This window comes from Leeuwenhoekiella palythoae, from assembly GCF_020310025.1.
GTDB classification, from domain to species: domain Bacteria; phylum Bacteroidota; class Bacteroidia; order Flavobacteriales; family Flavobacteriaceae; genus Leeuwenhoekiella; species Leeuwenhoekiella palythoae.
On sequence record NZ_CP084318.1, the window covers coordinates 1,136,843 to 1,153,038 of the forward strand.

General features: G+C 40.0%; 14 protein-coding genes. 1 reads left to right on the forward strand and 13 read right to left on the reverse strand.

Annotated elements, in window-relative coordinates; translation table 11 throughout:
- Positions 1-63 precede the first annotated feature (63 nt).
- The 9 genes from rlmN to rsgA all read right to left on the reverse strand — a co-directional run bounded on the left by rlmN (position 64) and on the right by rsgA (position 11,442).
- The gene (rlmN, locus tag LDL79_RS04805) at positions 64-1,107 is read right to left on the reverse strand and encodes a dual-specificity RNA methyltransferase RlmN (RefSeq protein WP_225599369.1); all 1,044 of its coding nucleotides are present in this window, start codon (positions 1,105-1,107) and stop codon (positions 64-66) included.
- Positions 1,108-1,207: 100 nt separating this feature from the next.
- Positions 1,208-2,257, reverse strand: coding sequence for a tRNA preQ1(34) S-adenosylmethionine ribosyltransferase-isomerase QueA (gene queA, locus LDL79_RS04810; RefSeq protein WP_072983850.1), 1,050 nt, complete (start codon positions 2,255-2,257; stop codon positions 1,208-1,210).
- Positions 2,258-2,391: 134 nt separating this feature from the next.
- Positions 2,392-3,615, reverse strand: a complete 1,224-nt coding sequence (locus LDL79_RS04815; protein ID WP_225599370.1) for a 3-phosphoshikimate 1-carboxyvinyltransferase — start codon at positions 3,613-3,615, stop codon at positions 2,392-2,394.
- Between the two features lie 34 nt (positions 3,616-3,649).
- Complete coding sequence (locus LDL79_RS04820; protein ID WP_225599371.1) at positions 3,650-3,976, reverse strand: nucleotide pyrophosphohydrolase; 327 nt, start codon at positions 3,974-3,976, stop codon at positions 3,650-3,652.
- 71 nt (positions 3,977-4,047) lie between these two features.
- Complete coding sequence (locus tag LDL79_RS04825; RefSeq protein ID WP_225599372.1) at positions 4,048-6,033, reverse strand: transglutaminase family protein; 1,986 nt, start codon at positions 6,031-6,033, stop codon at positions 4,048-4,050.
- An 11-nt stretch (positions 6,034-6,044) separates the two neighbouring features.
- Entirely contained in the window at positions 6,045-8,075 is a 2,031-nt protein-coding gene (locus LDL79_RS04830; protein ID WP_225599373.1) for a transglutaminase family protein, read from the reverse strand.
- A 1-nt stretch (position 8,076) separates the two neighbouring features.
- The gene (locus LDL79_RS04835; protein WP_225599374.1) at positions 8,077-9,978 is read right to left on the reverse strand and encodes a DUF3857 domain-containing protein; all 1,902 of its coding nucleotides are present in this window, start codon (positions 9,976-9,978) and stop codon (positions 8,077-8,079) included.
- A 47-nt stretch (positions 9,979-10,025) separates the two neighbouring features.
- Positions 10,026-10,478 (reverse strand): D-aminoacyl-tRNA deacylase, encoded by a 453-nt coding sequence (dtd, locus tag LDL79_RS04840; RefSeq protein ID WP_225599375.1) that lies wholly within the window; start codon positions 10,476-10,478, stop codon positions 10,026-10,028.
- A 10-nt stretch (positions 10,479-10,488) separates the two neighbouring features.
- Positions 10,489-11,442, reverse strand: a complete 954-nt coding sequence (gene rsgA / locus LDL79_RS04845; RefSeq protein ID WP_225599376.1) for a ribosome small subunit-dependent GTPase A — start codon at positions 11,440-11,442, stop codon at positions 10,489-10,491.
- An 81-nt stretch (positions 11,443-11,523) separates the two neighbouring features.
- Here rsgA and LDL79_RS04850 point away from each other — a divergent pair, with 81 nt between their 5' ends.
- On the forward strand, positions 11,524-11,982 hold the full coding sequence (locus LDL79_RS04850) for a hypothetical protein (RefSeq protein WP_225599377.1): 459 nt from the start codon (positions 11,524-11,526) through the stop codon (positions 11,980-11,982).
- Positions 11,983-12,088: 106 nt separating this feature from the next.
- Here LDL79_RS04850 and LDL79_RS04855 read toward each other — a convergent pair whose 3' ends face one another.
- From LDL79_RS04855 to LDL79_RS04870, 4 genes are read right to left on the reverse strand one after another with little or no spacing between them, the layout of a single operon-like run.
- Positions 12,089-13,180 (reverse strand): bifunctional 3-deoxy-7-phosphoheptulonate synthase/chorismate mutase type II, encoded by a 1,092-nt coding sequence (locus LDL79_RS04855; RefSeq protein WP_072983258.1) that lies wholly within the window; start codon positions 13,178-13,180, stop codon positions 12,089-12,091.
- Positions 13,181-13,208: 28 nt separating this feature from the next.
- Positions 13,209-14,069 carry a prephenate dehydrogenase gene (locus LDL79_RS04860; protein WP_072983257.1) on the reverse strand — a complete coding sequence of 287 codons (861 nt, stop codon included), beginning with the start codon at positions 14,067-14,069 and terminating at the stop codon, positions 13,209-13,211.
- Positions 14,056-15,204, reverse strand: a complete 1,149-nt coding sequence (locus LDL79_RS04865; RefSeq protein ID WP_225599378.1) for a pyridoxal phosphate-dependent aminotransferase — start codon at positions 15,202-15,204, stop codon at positions 14,056-14,058. Before LDL79_RS04865 ends, LDL79_RS04860 begins: the two co-directional genes overlap by 14 nt.
- Positions 15,201-16,025 carry a prephenate dehydratase gene (locus LDL79_RS04870; RefSeq protein WP_225599379.1) on the reverse strand — a complete coding sequence of 275 codons (825 nt, stop codon included), beginning with the start codon at positions 16,023-16,025 and terminating at the stop codon, positions 15,201-15,203. Before LDL79_RS04870 ends, LDL79_RS04865 begins: the two co-directional genes overlap by 4 nt.
- Positions 16,026-16,196 lie beyond the last annotated feature (171 nt).

Below are 16,196 nucleotides of genomic sequence, written 5' to 3' on the forward strand. Positions count from 1 at the left end.
TTTTAGTGCAGTTAGTTCGCTTTTAGAAATTATTAGGTTGTAGCAAAAATACTATTTTTAATACTATCCATTTTTATTAGCCAATTGTCCGCAGGCCGCATCAATATCTTTCCCGCGGGAGCGACGTACGGTTACGGTGATTCCGCGATCTTCAAGTTTTGCCACATAGCGATCAATTGCTAACGGATCTGCCTGCTGAAACTGACCATCATCTATAGGATTGTATTCAATCAAATTCACTTTACTAGGAACCGCCAGACAGAAATCTATCAACGCCTCAATATCCTTATCCTGGTCGTTAATACCGCGCCACACAACGTATTCATAGGTGATGCGTTTTTTAGTTTTCACATACCAGTATTGCAAAGCTTCTTTCAATTCCTGAAGCGGCATTTGCTCATTAAACGGCATAATATCAGTACGTACATCATCTAAAGCCGAGTGCAGCGAAACCGCAAGATTGAATTTCACCTCATCATCAGCCATCTTTTTGATGATCTTAGGCACACCGGAAGTTGATACCGTGATACGCTTGGGAGACATTCCTAAGCCTTCAGGATCTGTGATTTTTTCAATAGACTTTACTACGTTTTTATAGTTCATAAGCGGCTCGCCCATTCCCATAAAAACGATGTTAGACAACGGCCTGTTGTGATACAACCTACTTTGCTGATCGATGGCAACCACCTGATCAAAAATTTCGTCAGGGTTAAGATTCCGCATACGCTTTAAACGTGCGGTAGCACAAAACTTACAATTTAGACTACAACCTACTTGTGAAGAAACGCAAGCCGTAGTGCGTGATGCGGTAGGTATCAAAACCGATTCTACCGTAAGATTATCGTGAAGTTTCACGGCATTTTTGATCGTACCGTCTGAACTGCGCTGCATTTGATCAACTTTGATATGATTGATCACAAAATGCTCGTCTAGAAACGTGCGAGTTTCTTTTGAAATATTGGTCATATCATCAAAAGAATGCGCGCCTTTTACCCAAAGCCATTCATACACCTGATTTCCACGGAAGGCTTTTTCGCCCTGCGAAACAAAGAAATCACGCAATTCTTCTCGCGATAGTGCTCGTATGTCTTTCTGTGTATTTTTCACGTTGCAAAGTTATCAATTAAGTCGCTCTCTTAAACCGGAATTTTAATTATAAAAAAATCCCCGTTTGCGCGGGGATTTTTTGTGCTGAATAAACAAGTGATTAGATGATCAACATCGCATCACCGTAGCTATAAAACTTATATTTTTCTTTTACTGCTTGCTCATAAGCCTCTTTCATAAAGTCGTGTCCTGCAAATGCAGAAACCATCATCATCAAGGTTGATTTTGGCGTATGGAAGTTTGTGATCATACAGTTTGCAATACTGAAATCATACGGAGGGAAAATAAATTTATTTGTCCAACCGCTAAATTCGTTAAGCGTTTTATTAGAGCTCACTGAACTTTCTAAAGCACGCATTACGGTAGTTCCTACAGCGCAAACTTTACGATTTTCACCAATTGCTTTGTTAATAGTAGTAGTTGCAGAACTATCAATGTACGCTTCCTCACTATCCATTTTATGCTTAGAAAGGTCTTCTACCTCAACCGGGCTAAACGTCCCTAGACCTACGTGAAGTGTTACTTCTGCAAAGTTCAATCCTTTGATCTCCAAACGCTTCAATAAGTGCTTACTAAAGTGTAACCCAGCAGTAGGAGCAGCAACCGCACCTTCATTTTTAGCAAAAATCGTCTGGTAACGTTCTGCATCTTCCGGTTCAACATCACGCTTGATGTATTTAGGAAGCGGCGTTTCACCAAGTTCAGTCAATTTATTTCTGAATTCCTGATACGAACCGTCATATAAGAAGCGTAGCGTTCTTCCTCTAGAAGTAGTATTGTCAATAACTTCAGCAACTAGACTTTCATCATCACCAAAATAAAGTTTGTTACCAATACGTATTTTACGCGCAGGATCTACAAGCACATCCCAAAGACGGGTTTCTGAATTCAATTCACGAAGTAAAAACACCTCGATACGTGCTCCGGTTTTTTCTTTATTTCCGTAAAGTCGTGCAGGAAACACTTTGGTATTGTTCAATACCATCACATCGTTAGGCTCAAAATAGTCGATCAAGTCTTTAAACAACTTGTGCTCTATAGTTTGTGTTTTGCGGTTAAGAACCATCAAACGCGCCTCATCTCTGTTTTCCGCAGGATATTCAGCGAGTAGTTCTTTAGGCAAATCAAAGTTAAAATGTGAAAGTTTCATTCCCATGGGACCTCTGTTTTTTAGGTATTTAAAATAGCGTGCAAATATACAACCTCAAGGTAGGGGTTGTCAAGTAAATAAGGGATTAATTTAAAAACCAAGCAATCGCAGTATTTTCAGCAGAAAAATAAGTGCTACACTTCATTAATTTTAAAGCCCAAAGTGTGTAGATCTTCCCAAAAATCAGGGTAGGATTTATTGACCACTTCGGCATCTTCAAAAAGAATGGAAGCTCGCAAAGCGAAAGGCGCAAATGCCATAGCCATACGATGATCTTGATAGGTTTTGATCGTTACATCTGACTGAAAATTGGTCGACCCTTCTAAATGCAAGGATTTATCAGTCACCGAAATATGCGCTCCTAATTTTGTCAATTCGGCTTTTAGCGCTTCAAGTCTATCGGTTTCTTTGATCTTTAGGGTATGCAAGCCATAAAGGTCACACGCTACGCCTAACCCGTAACAAGTCACTGCAATGGTTTGTGCAATATCAGGGCTATTAGCTAAATCAAACTCTACACGTTTCGGTTTTGGCTGATCTACTTTTTCCAGAAGTACCGCATGCTTTTTAAAAGTTGTCTTGACTCCTAATTTCTGATACAATTCTGCCAATACAGAATCGCCTTGTAAACTGTCTTTTTTATAACTGGAAATTTTCAGCTTTGCTGTATCACAAAGCGCTGCTAAACTGTAATAGTACGAAGCGCTACTCCAGTCTGATTCTACGACCATTTCTGAAACGTTGATCGCACCCGCAGGCTTAATTTTTATTTGCTGTCCTTCAAAACTACTCTCAACACCCAATTGCGTGAGCAATGCGCGAGTCATTTCTATATAAGGCACTGACGTGATCTGACCTATGAGGTTAATTTCAATTCCGTCTGGTAACGAAGCGCCCACCATCATCAACGCAGAAATGTACTGACTGCTCACATTTGCAGCAAGTGAAACCGTACTCTTAGTAAGTTTTTTCCCTTTGATCAAAAGCGGTGCGTAACCCTCATTATTTTTATAGGTAATGTCTGCTCCTAATTCTCTCAGGGCATCAACCAGCAAACCTATAGGACGCTCCTGCATACGCGAACTTCCTGTAAGGATGGTTTCTCTACCTTCAAAAGCTGCAAAATACGCCGTTAAAAAACGCATAGCAGTACCTGCGTGATGTATATCAACCGTCTTTTCTTTTGAAGCTAATGCTTTTTGCATCACCTGACTGTCGTGGCTGTTAGACAGATTCTTGATCTTAAAATTCCCGAATAAAGCCTGAAGCAAAAGCAATCTGTTGCTCTCACTTTTAGATCCTGTAATTGCTATGTCTCCGTCTAAATGCGGTTCTTTTTGGTGGAGTTTCAGTTTCAAAATGCGTGGTTTTTGGTTGATTGTTCGTTGTGGATTACTGCAACTTTTTATTATTGTGATGCCTGTCGTGATCCCTTTTGGTTTTAAGGTCAAGCTTTTTATCAAAAGCATCTTGAAGGTCAATTCCGGTTTGATTGGCTAAACACAACACCACAAAAAGAACATCGGCAAGTTCTTCTCCCAGATCTTTATTTTTGTCGCTTTCCTTCTCGCTTTGCTCCCCGTAGCGGCGCGCGATAATACGCGCAACCTCACCTACTTCTTCGGTAAGTTGGGCCATATTGGTCAATTCGTTGAAGTAGCGAACGCCGTGTTTATTGATCCATTCATCAACTGCTTTTTGAGCATCATCAATTTTCATAGGTATATAATCTTTATGAAGATGCTAAATTAAGGTAAAGCAAAAAAATGAGTGCAAACTCACACGGCTTATTAAATACTTTTCTGAAGAATCACCTTCTCGGTCTCTTTTGCCACCCTGCGATTAAAAAACTCTTTAAGGCTTTGATAATAATCATAAGGAACAAAGGTTCCGGTTAGATTAAACTTAGTCATCACCTGCAAGGTCTGCCCCATATGCGTAATTGAATAAACAAAGCTACCCAATTCGCCGGGTAGCGCGATCTTTATAGGCTCTGGCAATTGTTGTACTTCGTAACCCTCCGGCAGCTTTAAGGTGACATTAGTATTATGAAAAAAGGGATAATTAAATTCTACAGGTGAAATACGCACATCAGACTTAAAAGGATTATCACCCATTGTAAAGAATAGTAGTGGGTTGAGATAAATTTGCCCGGGAATCTGATCTACTCCTTGATTAATTTTGAATTCTAAGGATTCTGTTATTGGTGCGCTTAATTCTTCAATACCTTCTAATTTGAGATTAGTAACTTCATCAACTCCCAGATCAACTGCTCTTTCTTGAGTATATGTTTCTAAGCTTTCCTCATCAACCTTATGCCTAAGCTCAAAAGCTTCAAGACTTTTATAGCGTTGCTTGAGCACACCATTGATGCTTCCATCTTCATTTAAGTCTGCCATCACGTAACGATCTTTCTGCGGACTAATGGTTTCATACAAATCGATCTCCTGAGAAACACCTTCTTTATTTACCATTCTACCATACCAATTATAAACGCGTGTAGGCAAAATATTAGGCGCGCTAAACTTATCAGTAGCATCAAGAAGAATGGTTTTAAGACCATCTCTCACACCAACAATCACATAGTTATAACCTTCTAGAGTTGGAAAAGACGGAATACCGTGTTGCTTGGTGCCTATCAACACAGGATTTGCCTGTACGCCACACTCTCTCAGCAACACCGTAAGCAAAAGGTTTATTTCTGCTACATCACCAGAGCCACGCTTTAGTGCCTCATCGATGCCGTCGTCTGTATATTTCCCGTAGTTGCCATTCCACTTTATTTTAGACTTCACATAACGCAAAGCGGCTTCAATTTTCTCGGCTTGGGTTTTATGATCAGCTACCATGCGAGCAGCAACTTTTTTTAAGGATAGAGACGGACTCATCTGTCCGCCGAATTCTCTTTGCTTAAAAATTGTCTTTGCAACTTCCTCCCAAGTCGTTGCATATTCTTTTTTATTTCCTTCAGTAAATTCGGTAGATATCAATTCATAAACGATGCTTCTTCGGTAATTATCAGGGTTTATCAAAAACACTTCTTCCTTCAATGCCGGAACGTCGTTTTGCGTATATTCTGCAACCAACTCCTTATAACTAGCATAATTAGATTGACCATAAGCATTCTCAAAATTCACCCCACCATCAGCGATAGACTCTTTAGGAGTAATATCAAAATACCCTTTTTTTAATCTGCGGAAAGTAAACATTCCCGGAGTTCTTATTTTTGCATAATATTCGACAATAGGAAGGTCTTCTTGCAAGATCAAATCATCGATTTTGTAAAACGGCGAAATGGTGGTGTAACTCCATTCTACGATACTCCCAACCTGTACTGCCGGCATCGTAATCGAGGTTTCGTCCCAATGCTCAGAGCGCTCATTTTCAAAAATCCCATCTTTTTTGAGTTCGATTTCTTCAATTTTACCACTAACAAGATTATACGTCACTCCCTCTATGTCATCTACGCGCTCTTTATCACTATCATTTTTATAGCTCAAAATCTTTTTTGTTGCGTAGTCCAGGCCCTCTTTTGATAAGATTTTTATACGCTCTTTAAATTCGTTGATGATCATAAAGCCGCTTGAGGTTTTATAATCAAAGTAGGTCTCTCTTACCTTGTCAAGGTAGATAGCCGCAGCGGTCGAATCTTCAGCATACACCTTTAGCTCCAACTCGTCTTCAGTTACTTTGTCTAGTTTTATTTTTTGGGCCTGAACGCAGTGAACTGCACCCATCAAAACTACCATAGTAATCATTAAAAGTTTATAACGCATTTTCTCTTAATTTAAATTTTAGTAAGAACGATCTTTTCATTTTGCTTTGTTACGATAGTCTCGTAAAACTTTTTAAGATCTTGATAGTAATCAGGAGCAATAATCGAAGAATTGAACGCCATCTCTGTAGAGATATTGATTTTATCCTCTGACGCTGAAACTCTGTAAACATAAGAAGCCATCTTATCAGTCATATGATACAAGGCACTTTCCGGAAGGCTTTCAACTGTATATCCTTCAGGTATTTTAATACTTATAATATAGCGGTCTTTCCAAGGGAATTTAAAATCTACTGGATGTGCACGCACTTCAGATTTAAACGGATTTTCAGTAGTGGTTACGTGTAGCAACGGCGAGACATACAACTTACCCCCTACTTCTTCTACTCCGTTAAGCATCTCAAAATTATAAGCCACCTCTAACGGATTTGATACCTCTAAAGCGTTTTTCAATTCTAAGTCAGCGATGTCAACTCCAGAATGCATTTGCTCAAAAGCTTTCAATTGCTCTTCTTCTGTTCTAGATCCTAAATTTTTTCTATAGGTTAGACCATAATTCCCAGTGTATCTGCTTTGCAAGGTTCCTACAGCAACCAAATCTTCGGTGATTTCTGAGCTTATGATCGTGCTTTCAGTAGCGTGCTTGCTAGGATATAAATTCACCCATTCTGAAGATCCATCCTCTCTAATTACTCGACCATTCCAGTTAAGTAACTCTTCATCTAGCAGGTCTGGCATTCCCATTTTGTTTGTAGCATCCATCAAAAAGGTATGCTCTCCAATTTTGGCTCCGGCAATTACGTCGTTAAAGCCATTACGCGTAGGAAAGACTGGGATTCCATTATCACGCGTACTTAGGATCACCGGGTTTGCATCTAAGCCTGCATATCGAAGCATACTTACCAGCATCAAGTTGATATCTGCACTGTTTCCAACTCCTGATTTGTAAGCTTCTTTTACCCCTTCATCTGTATAAATACCTATGTATTTGTTCCAAACCATCTTTTGCTTCACAAATTCATAAATGCGCGCAAGCTTTTCAACGGGATCATTTGCTCCTGCAAGCAATTCGTCTATATCATCATCAAAAAAACGTACCGACTTGAGCTGACCTCCAAAGTTTTCTGAATCATAGATAGTTTTAGAAACTGCCTCCCAACTACTTGTAATGGTTTCCAGAGGCTCGCCAGGATATTGAGTGAATGAAAGTTCAAAACTTAAAGCGGCTCTGTAATTATCAATATTTGATGAATAAGCCTCCTCGCGCATTGCCGGAATATCTTCAGCCAACACCTTATAGCCTTTCTTTTGATAATCTATTTTACGCATTTGAACCCCGCTACCCACACTACTTCTTTGCGCAAATCCTACTGACCCTCCATTAGAAACACCTTGACGCACACGATAATTGATCGTCGCAGCCTTACTGGTCTGCTCAATATCTAAAGGAAAAATACCTTTTCGGTGCAATTGATAAACCAACCATTCTGGCGTATAAAAGCTAACATCTGCTTTATTTACAGGTATTTCTTCCTGTAATCTGATCTCATCAATGGTCGACAAATAGGGCGACACCACTTCATATTGAAATTCTATCACACAACCAGGCTGTAAGTTGGGCATGGTGAACTTTCTTACATCGTAGAATTTATTTTTCTCCTCATCAAAAATACCATCGTTGCGCAATTTACTTTCTTCAATTTTATCTCCATCGAGTGTATAGGTAACTCCTTTTATTTTACCTACACTCTCGTTTTTTGAACCGCCGGTATATAAAGGAATTTGTTGGGTTCCCCAGTCAAAGCCATCTGTATTGTAAATTTTAATGCGCTCATAAACTTCCGTTGTCAACATCAGCCCATCATTCTCAAAGTAATCTATATGAGAAAACTGCTCTCTATATAAAATTGCAGCATCTGCATCAGCATCTTTTGGGTGTACCTCTTCCTGCAGCTCTTCAACAGTTACTTTACCAAACCTAAAATCCTGAGCAACCCCAAATGAAGTCACTAGTAAAAAAGCAAACCAAGTAATTTTACGCATATTATATTTTTTGTATTAATACTTTCTGACTGTCGTTGCGTACGACAGCTTTATAAAAATCCCGATAGTTTTCATACTGAGCTACAGGGTAATTTCCTTCATTGAATTTAAGGGTGCGGGTGTAGTAAAGTTGTGTTCCCTCTCTGCGGAAAGTAGTGTGATAACTACCAAATTGCTCTTCAATAACCACATCTTCAGGCAGCGCTCCTACCTCATAACCTTCGGGAAGCGTTATCGCAATTTTATCTTCTTGAGTTGTGCCGCGCAGGATGATTAGCTCAGATTTTCGATGAGCATATTTAGGTGGAATAGCATCTCTTCCTAAAGCAAAAGCATTAAGACGCAAGAGAAAATTAGCCCCTACTTTACTACCGTAATTTGTGGCACGTGCATCAAGCGACTCCGTATAAACCACATTCATTCGATCATTATTCAGCTGAATATTACTAACAGAAAGTCCGTTTATAGCATCAAAGGCTTTATAATAATAATCAGACAAATCTTTCTGATCTAAGCGTGCTAATGACATACGGTTAGCGTAAAAAATTCCCGAAGATGCTCGTGTGATCGTACCTTCAAGACCACCTGAAGCGTCAAATTTAAAAGCGGCTTCAAGCGCTACCCGGTTTTCATCCTGCTCATATTTTGTAGTTCTTGCGAGTTTACCGCCGTCTTCTGTTAAGAGTAAAACCTCGCGATCATCAGTAAACGAACCCATGTACCCAAAAGGTGTTTCCTGACTGGTACACTCTAAAAATTGGATTTCGTCTCCCAATTGCACTCCTAAAATCGCGTGATTTCCTTGCATAGCGACCACGTCTGTATCTAGAGATTCCTTATCAGATTTCCCATACAACACCGTGTAATACGATTTAATCCCCACAGCTTTTAACAAACTCTGGGTATAATTGCTCAAGGCTTTACAATCACCGTATCCCAAACGATGCACATCTGAAGCGTTCATAGGTTTCCAGCCGCCAATCTCTACCTGCACGCTGATATAGCGCACTTTATCTTGCACATATTGATAAATGGCGCGGGCTTTTTCCTCGTCAGTTTCTAAACCGGCAACTAAGGCTTGCGCTTCGGTGATTGTGGCTTGATCCAGATCTTGTGTGTCTTTCACTAAATCAGTGTACATCCAACGGCCAAAGTCTTTCCAGGTTTTAGCTATACCCGGAACGCCTGATAAATAAAACGTATCAAAAAAACATTTCACTCGAGGCACTCGTTGATCAAGATCAGGGGCACTATACTCCCAAGTAACCGGTGCAAGATCCTTGGCCGTCCAGACCGTTCTGTCTGCTAATTCCTCCTTTTCAATAGCATATCCATCAAGATGCGTTTCTTTGACGTGAAGCGTTTGCTTCGGCGGATAAATAACTGTAAATTTTGAAAATTCGGTGCCGCTTTTATAGCGCGATAAGGGCATCCAAGGTCTTAAGAAGGCGGTAGTTTCTGAAGTGGTTTCTGATATAAAATGTACCGTAAATGGATAAGTTGTTGGCGTATAATCTAAGTAAAGCACCCTGCTATCAGCATACAGCGTACCACCATCAACTGCGCTTACATCTTTAAAATCACGTTCTTTAAAATGCTCGCGCTCTTTACCTGAAAGATCGTAAATATACGCCTCGATGCTGTTCACCTTGGTGTTGTTGTCGTAACCCACGTATGCCGCAACATCACCTAAACCGGCTTTGTTATAAACGGTTACTACTCGAGAAATAAGCGTCTTTAATTTACCTTCCCGAGAAAGATCTAACGTAATTTCTTCGTTGCGAAACACACTATCTGCACCCTCAGAAAGTTCGGGGTTTACAGTAAGCGCAGAAAGTTTTAAGTCTTGACTAAAAGCTACAGAAGATGCAACAAATAGTAATAGAAGTAGTTTTTTTGCCATTCAATAGATTGTACGGCAATATAGTAAAATCTTAATATAATCTTAAATTATTCTTTATTCTTGGAATCAATACTGATGGTTACAGGGCCATCGTTAACCAAAGCTACTTTCATATCTGCACCAAACTCACCAGTTTGTACTTGACGCTGTAACTTTTTTGAAAGTTCCCCAATGAATTTTTCATATAAAGGAATCGCCTGATCAGGCTTCGCGGCTTTTATAAAAGAAGGGCGGTTTCCTTTTCTGGTAGAGGCATACAAAGTAAACTGACTAATCAATAAAATCTCTCCGTTTTTATCAAGAATGCTTTCATTCATTAAACCTTCGGCATCGCCAAAAACACGTAACCCACAAATCTTTGAAGTCAACCACTCTATATCCTCTTCGGTATCCTCTGCAGTGATCCCTAGAAGCACTACAAAACCAATTCCTATTTTGCTTTTAATGACATTTTCGATAGTGACCGAAGCTTCGCTCACGCGTTGTATAACTACTCGCATTTAATTGTTTTTAGGGGTTTTGATCATAAATATTACGGCGGTAATTCTCCTCATCACCTTCAATGATCTGCTTATAACTTTCATATCGTGACCAGTGCAGCTCATCCCGCTCTAGAGCTTCTTTCACAGCACATTTAGGCTCTTCTAGATGCAAGCAATTATTAAACTTACAATGCTCTTTTAGCGCAAAGAATTCCGGAAAATAATCTCCTAATTCTTCCTTTTCAATGTCAACCACTCCAAAGCCTTTAATACCCGGTGTATCTATAATTCTAGCATTAAAACTTAAGTCGAACATTTCAGCAAAAGTAGTCGTATGCTGACCTTGCATATGTTGATCACTAATAGCCTTAGTTTTTAAATCAAGCGCCGGTTCAATAGCATTGACTAAGGTAGATTTTCCCACACCGCTATGTCCCGAGAACATACTCGTAGTTCCGGTCATCATCGCTTTGACCTGGTCTACATTTTTACCCGTTTTTGCCGAAATTCCAATGCAGGTATAACCGATTTCTCGATACATTTCTGCAAGGTATTTTACTTCGCCAAATTCTTCTGCCGAAAGTGTATCTACTTTATTAAAAAGCAAGACCGCTTCAATACCATAAGCTTCACAGGTCACCAAAAAGCGATCAATAAAAGCTGTAAAAGTAGGCGGATTGTTTAGTGTGATAATTAAAAAACAGCGATCTATATTAGCCGCAATAATATGCGTTTGTTTTGAAAGGTTTACCGATTTTCTAATGATGTAATTATCGCGATCCTCAATCGCCTTGATCACTCCTGTAACTGCATCGCCGGTTTCTTCAAGTTCAAAAATAACACGGTCACCTACCGCAACAGGATTGGTGCTTTTGATACCCTGAATCCTAAAACGACCTTTGATGCGGCAATCGTAAAAATTGCCTGAATCATCTTTTACACTGTACCAGCTTCCGGTTGATTTATAAACTATTCCTTTCAACAAATCTTTTTACTAATTTCAACATGTAAAACTACTTTATTTTAAAGTAACTAAAATCGTTAACGCTTAAAATCCTACATTATGAAATTTAAAACTACGCTGCTCCTTTTCTTTGGCTTGTTGAGCATTCCGCTGTGTGCACAAGTGATGGAATATCAAACCGTAACCGTTATTGAATCTATCATCCCTAACGGAATTGGCCGTTCAAGAATGATCTCAACCGAAGCTGAACGCGATTACAAAGAATTTACCAGTGAACGCTCTGATGAAGATAATTCCCGAAATAAGGCTGATCGTGGTGATATTCGCGTAAAGAATTTTGAGGAAACTAAACTGCTCAACTTTTTTAATTTAGGCGGAATACGGTTTCAAAATATCGCTGCAAATGACGCGGTAGTGACGTCAAAAATCAACGCTATGGCCGAAGAAGGCTGGGAACTTGCTTTCGTAAACAGCGGTGTTGAAAGTTATGGAGGAAAAGATGATGAAAACGGGATTTACGTAACCCGCTATATTTTTAAAAGACCTAAGCAGGAATAAGAAAAACACCGAAAAGTAAGAATCGGGGGGGGTATTTTACCTGTTGGCGGTTCAAAAAAAACGGCGCTCCCTGAGCGCCGTTTCTATATAAAATTTATGCAAGAGCCTAAGCTTCTTCCATTCTAGAAATTTTCTTCTGGTGATTGATAGACTCTTGGTGAATCGCTTTGAATACACGTAGAATAAATTCTTCGCTCAAGTTGTGCTTCTCACCTTCTAAGATCATTGCGCCTAAAATTTCATTCCAACGTTTAGACTGAAGGATCGCAACGTTATTTTCAGTTTTAAGCTCACCAATAGCATCAGCGATCTTCATACGCTTTCCTAAACTTTCGATCAATTGATGGTCAACAACATCGATCTGTGTACGCAGCGTATTCAATTTATTATTGAATTCTGCAGCAGTACCTTCTTCTTTACGAATTTTTAGATCTTTCATAATCTGCACCAAAGTAGCCGGTGTGATTTGCTGTTTAGCATCACTCCATGCATTGTCTGGGTCGTAGTGGGTTTCGACCATAATTCCGTCGTAATTAAGATCAAGACCGGTCTGACATAGATCAAAAATAATATCACGACGCCCGGCAATATGTGATGGATCTAAAATTAATGGAAGGTCCGGAAACTGGTTTTGTAAATCAACAGCAACTTGCCATTCTGGATTATTTCGGTAACGGGTTTTCTCATAGGTTGAGAAACCTCTGTGAATCACACCAAGATTTTTAACATCCTGCGTATAAAAACGCTCCACAGCCCCTAACCATAAAGCTAGATCAGGATTCACGGGATTTTTGATAAGAACTGTTTTATCTGTTCCTTTAAGCGCTTCAGCAATTTCTTGAATATTGAAAGGAGAAACAGTGGTACGCGCACCAATCCATAGAATATCTACATCGTGCTTTAACGCAAGCTCTACGTGATTAGGATTTGCAACCTCGGTAGTTGTAAGCATCCCGGTTTCCTCTTTAGCTTTCTGAAGCCATTTCAAACCTAGCGCTCCCACACCTTCAAACATTCCCGGGCGGGTACGTGGTTTCCAGATTCCTGCTCTAAAAACAGTAGCATCTGTGTCTTTTAGCTCGTGAGCAATTTTTAATACTTGCTCTTCAGTTTCTGCGCTACAAGGACCTGCGATTACAAGCGGATGATCCAGATTGAAAGCGTCTAACCAGTTTCTAAGTTCTTTCTTATTTTCCATATTCAACAAATTTACAGCTTTTAGCTGATTACGATAATCCTTTAAGTATTGATTTTATGTGGTTTGTATTGTGCATTTCATTAAAAACCTCTTCATAATTTTCGGCTTCTAGAACATTTTTGAAATGCGTTAAATTATTGATGTATTCGGTTAAGCTCTCCAGGACGTTAGCCTTATTTTCTTTAAAAATAGGCGTCCACGTCGCCGGATTACTTTTTGCCAGGCGTACTGTGGAAGCAAATCCACTGCCTGCCATATCAAAAATATCTTTTTCGTTTTTCTCCTTTTCGATTACGGTTTTCCCCAGCATAAAGCTGCTGATGTGCGATAAATGCGACACATAAGCAATATGCTTATCATGCGAATGCGGATTCATATACCGAATTTGCATGGGCAATGCCTCAAAAATCTGCATAGCTTTTGCCAATAGATCTTCACGGGTTTTTTCAACCTCGCATAGAATCATAGTCTTGTTTTTATACAAATTTTCGATCGCTGCCGATGGTCCTGAAAATTCGGTTCCTGCAATCGGGTGCGCTGCCAAAAACTGATCGCGCTTAGGATGATCTTGAACCGCATCACACACACTGCCTTTAGTTGAACCTACGTCCATCACCAAAGCGTTAGGTGCAATCGCATCTAAAACTGGTGGTAAAAACAAATTGGCTTGATCTACCGGAATCGCCAAGATCACTAAATCGGCTTGGTTTATCGCTTCAAAGCGCGCCGAATGATCAATCACGCCCAGACCAACGGCTTCATCCAGATGATCGTCGTTGCTATCAACACCATAGATCGTACTTCCCGGCAACACCCGTTTTAAATCACGCGCCAACGAACCACCTATGAGTCCGATACCCAGAACGAATATGTTTTTAAAATCTTCCAATGGCTTCTTTAATTTTATCTTCGGTTACACAAAGTGAAAAGCGAATGTACCCGGCTCCTCGCGAACCAAAAATACTTCCCGGCGTGATAAACACGCTTTTATTGATCAAAATATCATCGATAAAGGCTTCGGCATCTCCTGCTCCTTCGGGCAGTTTTGCCCAAACAAACATTCCAGCTGCATTTTTATCGTAAGTGCATCCCAGCAAATCAGCCAGCTTCCAAACTTGCTCGCGGCGCTTTTCATAAATTTCGTTCAAGCCGCTGAACCAGGCTTCTCCTTCAGTCAGTACGGCAGCGGCTCCTTTTTGAATTCCGTAGAACATTCCGCTATCCATATTACTTTTTACAGTAAGCACCGTGCTTACATAATCTACTGCACCGAGCAACATCCCAACGCGCCATCCGCTCATATTAAATGACTTACTCAAAGAGTTCAACTCAATAGCCACTTCTTTTGCACCCGCGACGCTTAAAATACTCTGCGGATTTTCATTAAGAATGAAGCTGTATGGATTGTCGTTTACCAAGAGAATTTTATTTGCTTTTGCAAATGCTACCAATTTCTCAAAGTCGGCGGTAGTCGCTTTAGCTCCTGTAGGCATATGCGGATAGTTTACCCACATTAATTTCACCTTACTCAAATCTCTTTTTTCCAGAGCTGAATAATCAGGCATCCAATTGTTTGAAGCATCCAAATTGTAATAAACCGGCTCAGCTTCTACCAAACACGTTACCGAAGTATAGGTTGGATATCCGGGATTCGGAATCAACACCTCATCTCCCGGATTTAAGAACGCCATGCTTATGTGCATAATACCTTCTTTAGAACCCATTAAGGGTAGAATTTCTTCTTCCGGATTTAGCGTTACTGCATATCGTTTCTGATAGAAATCTGCCATAGCCTCAGTAAGCTGAGGAAGTCCCTTATAACTCTGATATTGATGCGCAGGAGCATCAACCAGCGAACTCGTCAAAGCTTTAATCACGTGGGGAGGCGGCGGTAAATCTGGACTACCAACTCCCATATTGATTATAGGTTTCCCGGCAGCTGCAAGAGCACGCACTTCTTTTAGCTTACGGGAAAAGTAGTACTCAGAAGTTTGGTTTAGCCTGTTAGCCGATGCTATAATCATGATTTTCTGTTTTTATATTCACCCAGAATTTTAAATTCCTCAGCCATAATATCTAATAGTTTTTTAGCCTTTTCAAAATCTGCATAATCCTCAAAAGTCACATCAACGAAGAACGAATATTTCCAAGGCGTTTCAATTACCGGAAGCGACTGAATCTTGGTCAGATTAAGTCTGCAATCACTCATCACATTCAAAACTGCAGCGAGGCTTCCGCGTTTGTGATCGGTCAAAAATTTAACCGAAGCTTTATCGGGAACATCTGCCTCTGTACGTCCGTTAGTATTCAGTATAAAAAAGCGTGTTGAATTGTCTTTAATCGTCTGAATATCGTGCGCAATCACCTCTAAACCATAAATTGAAGCCGCCGTAGTACCGGCAATAGCACCAATTCCTTTCAGATTTCCATCTGCAATGCGTTTCGCGGCACCTGCGGTATCGTCATCTTCTACCAACCTGATGTGTTCTTTATCTTTAAAGAACTCCTTACACTGCAAAAGCGCCATAGGATGCGACCACACCTCGCGAATATCTTCAAGCTTTTGACCCGGCATCACCATCAGATTCTGACTTATAGCCAAGTAGCGCTCTCCTTCAATATTCAAATTATGATGATCGAGTAAAGCGTAGTTAGGAATAATGCTTCCTGCAATAGAGTTCTCGATCGCCATAACAGCATCTGTCGCATCACCTTTAATCAGACGATTCACCAGGTCTTGAAAGCTGTTGCAATCAATCACCTCAACGTCTTCACTAAAAAAATCCTGAGCGACTTTATGATGAAAAGACCCTTTAATTCCTTGTATGGCTACTTTATGTTTCAACTGGTTAACTTCGGTTTATAACAAAAAAAGTCCCGATTTTTTAAATCGGGACCCTATATGATATTGTAATACTATACATTACTCTATAGCGGTCCCATCTCTTTCCAGAAGAAAAAGAAGTAATAGCGGTTATAAAAGTAAAGTACGTTAGACATGCTCTTGTTTAATTAT

Coding starts and splice junctions, on each gene's coding strand:
- queA (WP_072983850.1), bottom strand. CDS start 2,257: ATGAAACTTTCACATTTTAACTTTGATTTGCCTAAAGAACTACTCGCT.
- LDL79_RS04820 (WP_225599371.1), bottom strand. CDS start 3,976: ATGAAAATTGATGATGCTCAAAAAGCAGTTGATGAATGGATCAATAAA.
- LDL79_RS04825 (WP_225599372.1), bottom strand. CDS start 6,033: ATGCGTTATAAACTTTTAATGATTACTATGGTAGTTTTGATGGGTGCA.
- LDL79_RS04830 (WP_225599373.1), bottom strand. CDS start 8,075: ATGCGTAAAATTACTTGGTTTGCTTTTTTACTAGTGACTTCATTTGGG.
- LDL79_RS04835 (WP_225599374.1), bottom strand. CDS start 9,978: ATGGCAAAAAAACTACTTCTATTACTATTTGTTGCATCTTCTGTAGCT.
- dtd (WP_225599375.1), bottom strand. CDS start 10,478: ATGCGAGTAGTTATACAACGCGTGAGCGAAGCTTCGGTCACTATCGAA.
- LDL79_RS04850 (WP_225599377.1), top strand. CDS start 11,524: ATGAAATTTAAAACTACGCTGCTCCTTTTCTTTGGCTTGTTGAGCATT.
- LDL79_RS04855 (WP_072983258.1), bottom strand. CDS start 13,180: ATGGAAAATAAGAAAGAACTTAGAAACTGGTTAGACGCTTTCAATCTG.
- LDL79_RS04865 (WP_225599378.1), bottom strand. CDS start 15,204: ATGATTATAGCATCGGCTAACAGGCTAAACCAAACTTCTGAGTACTAC.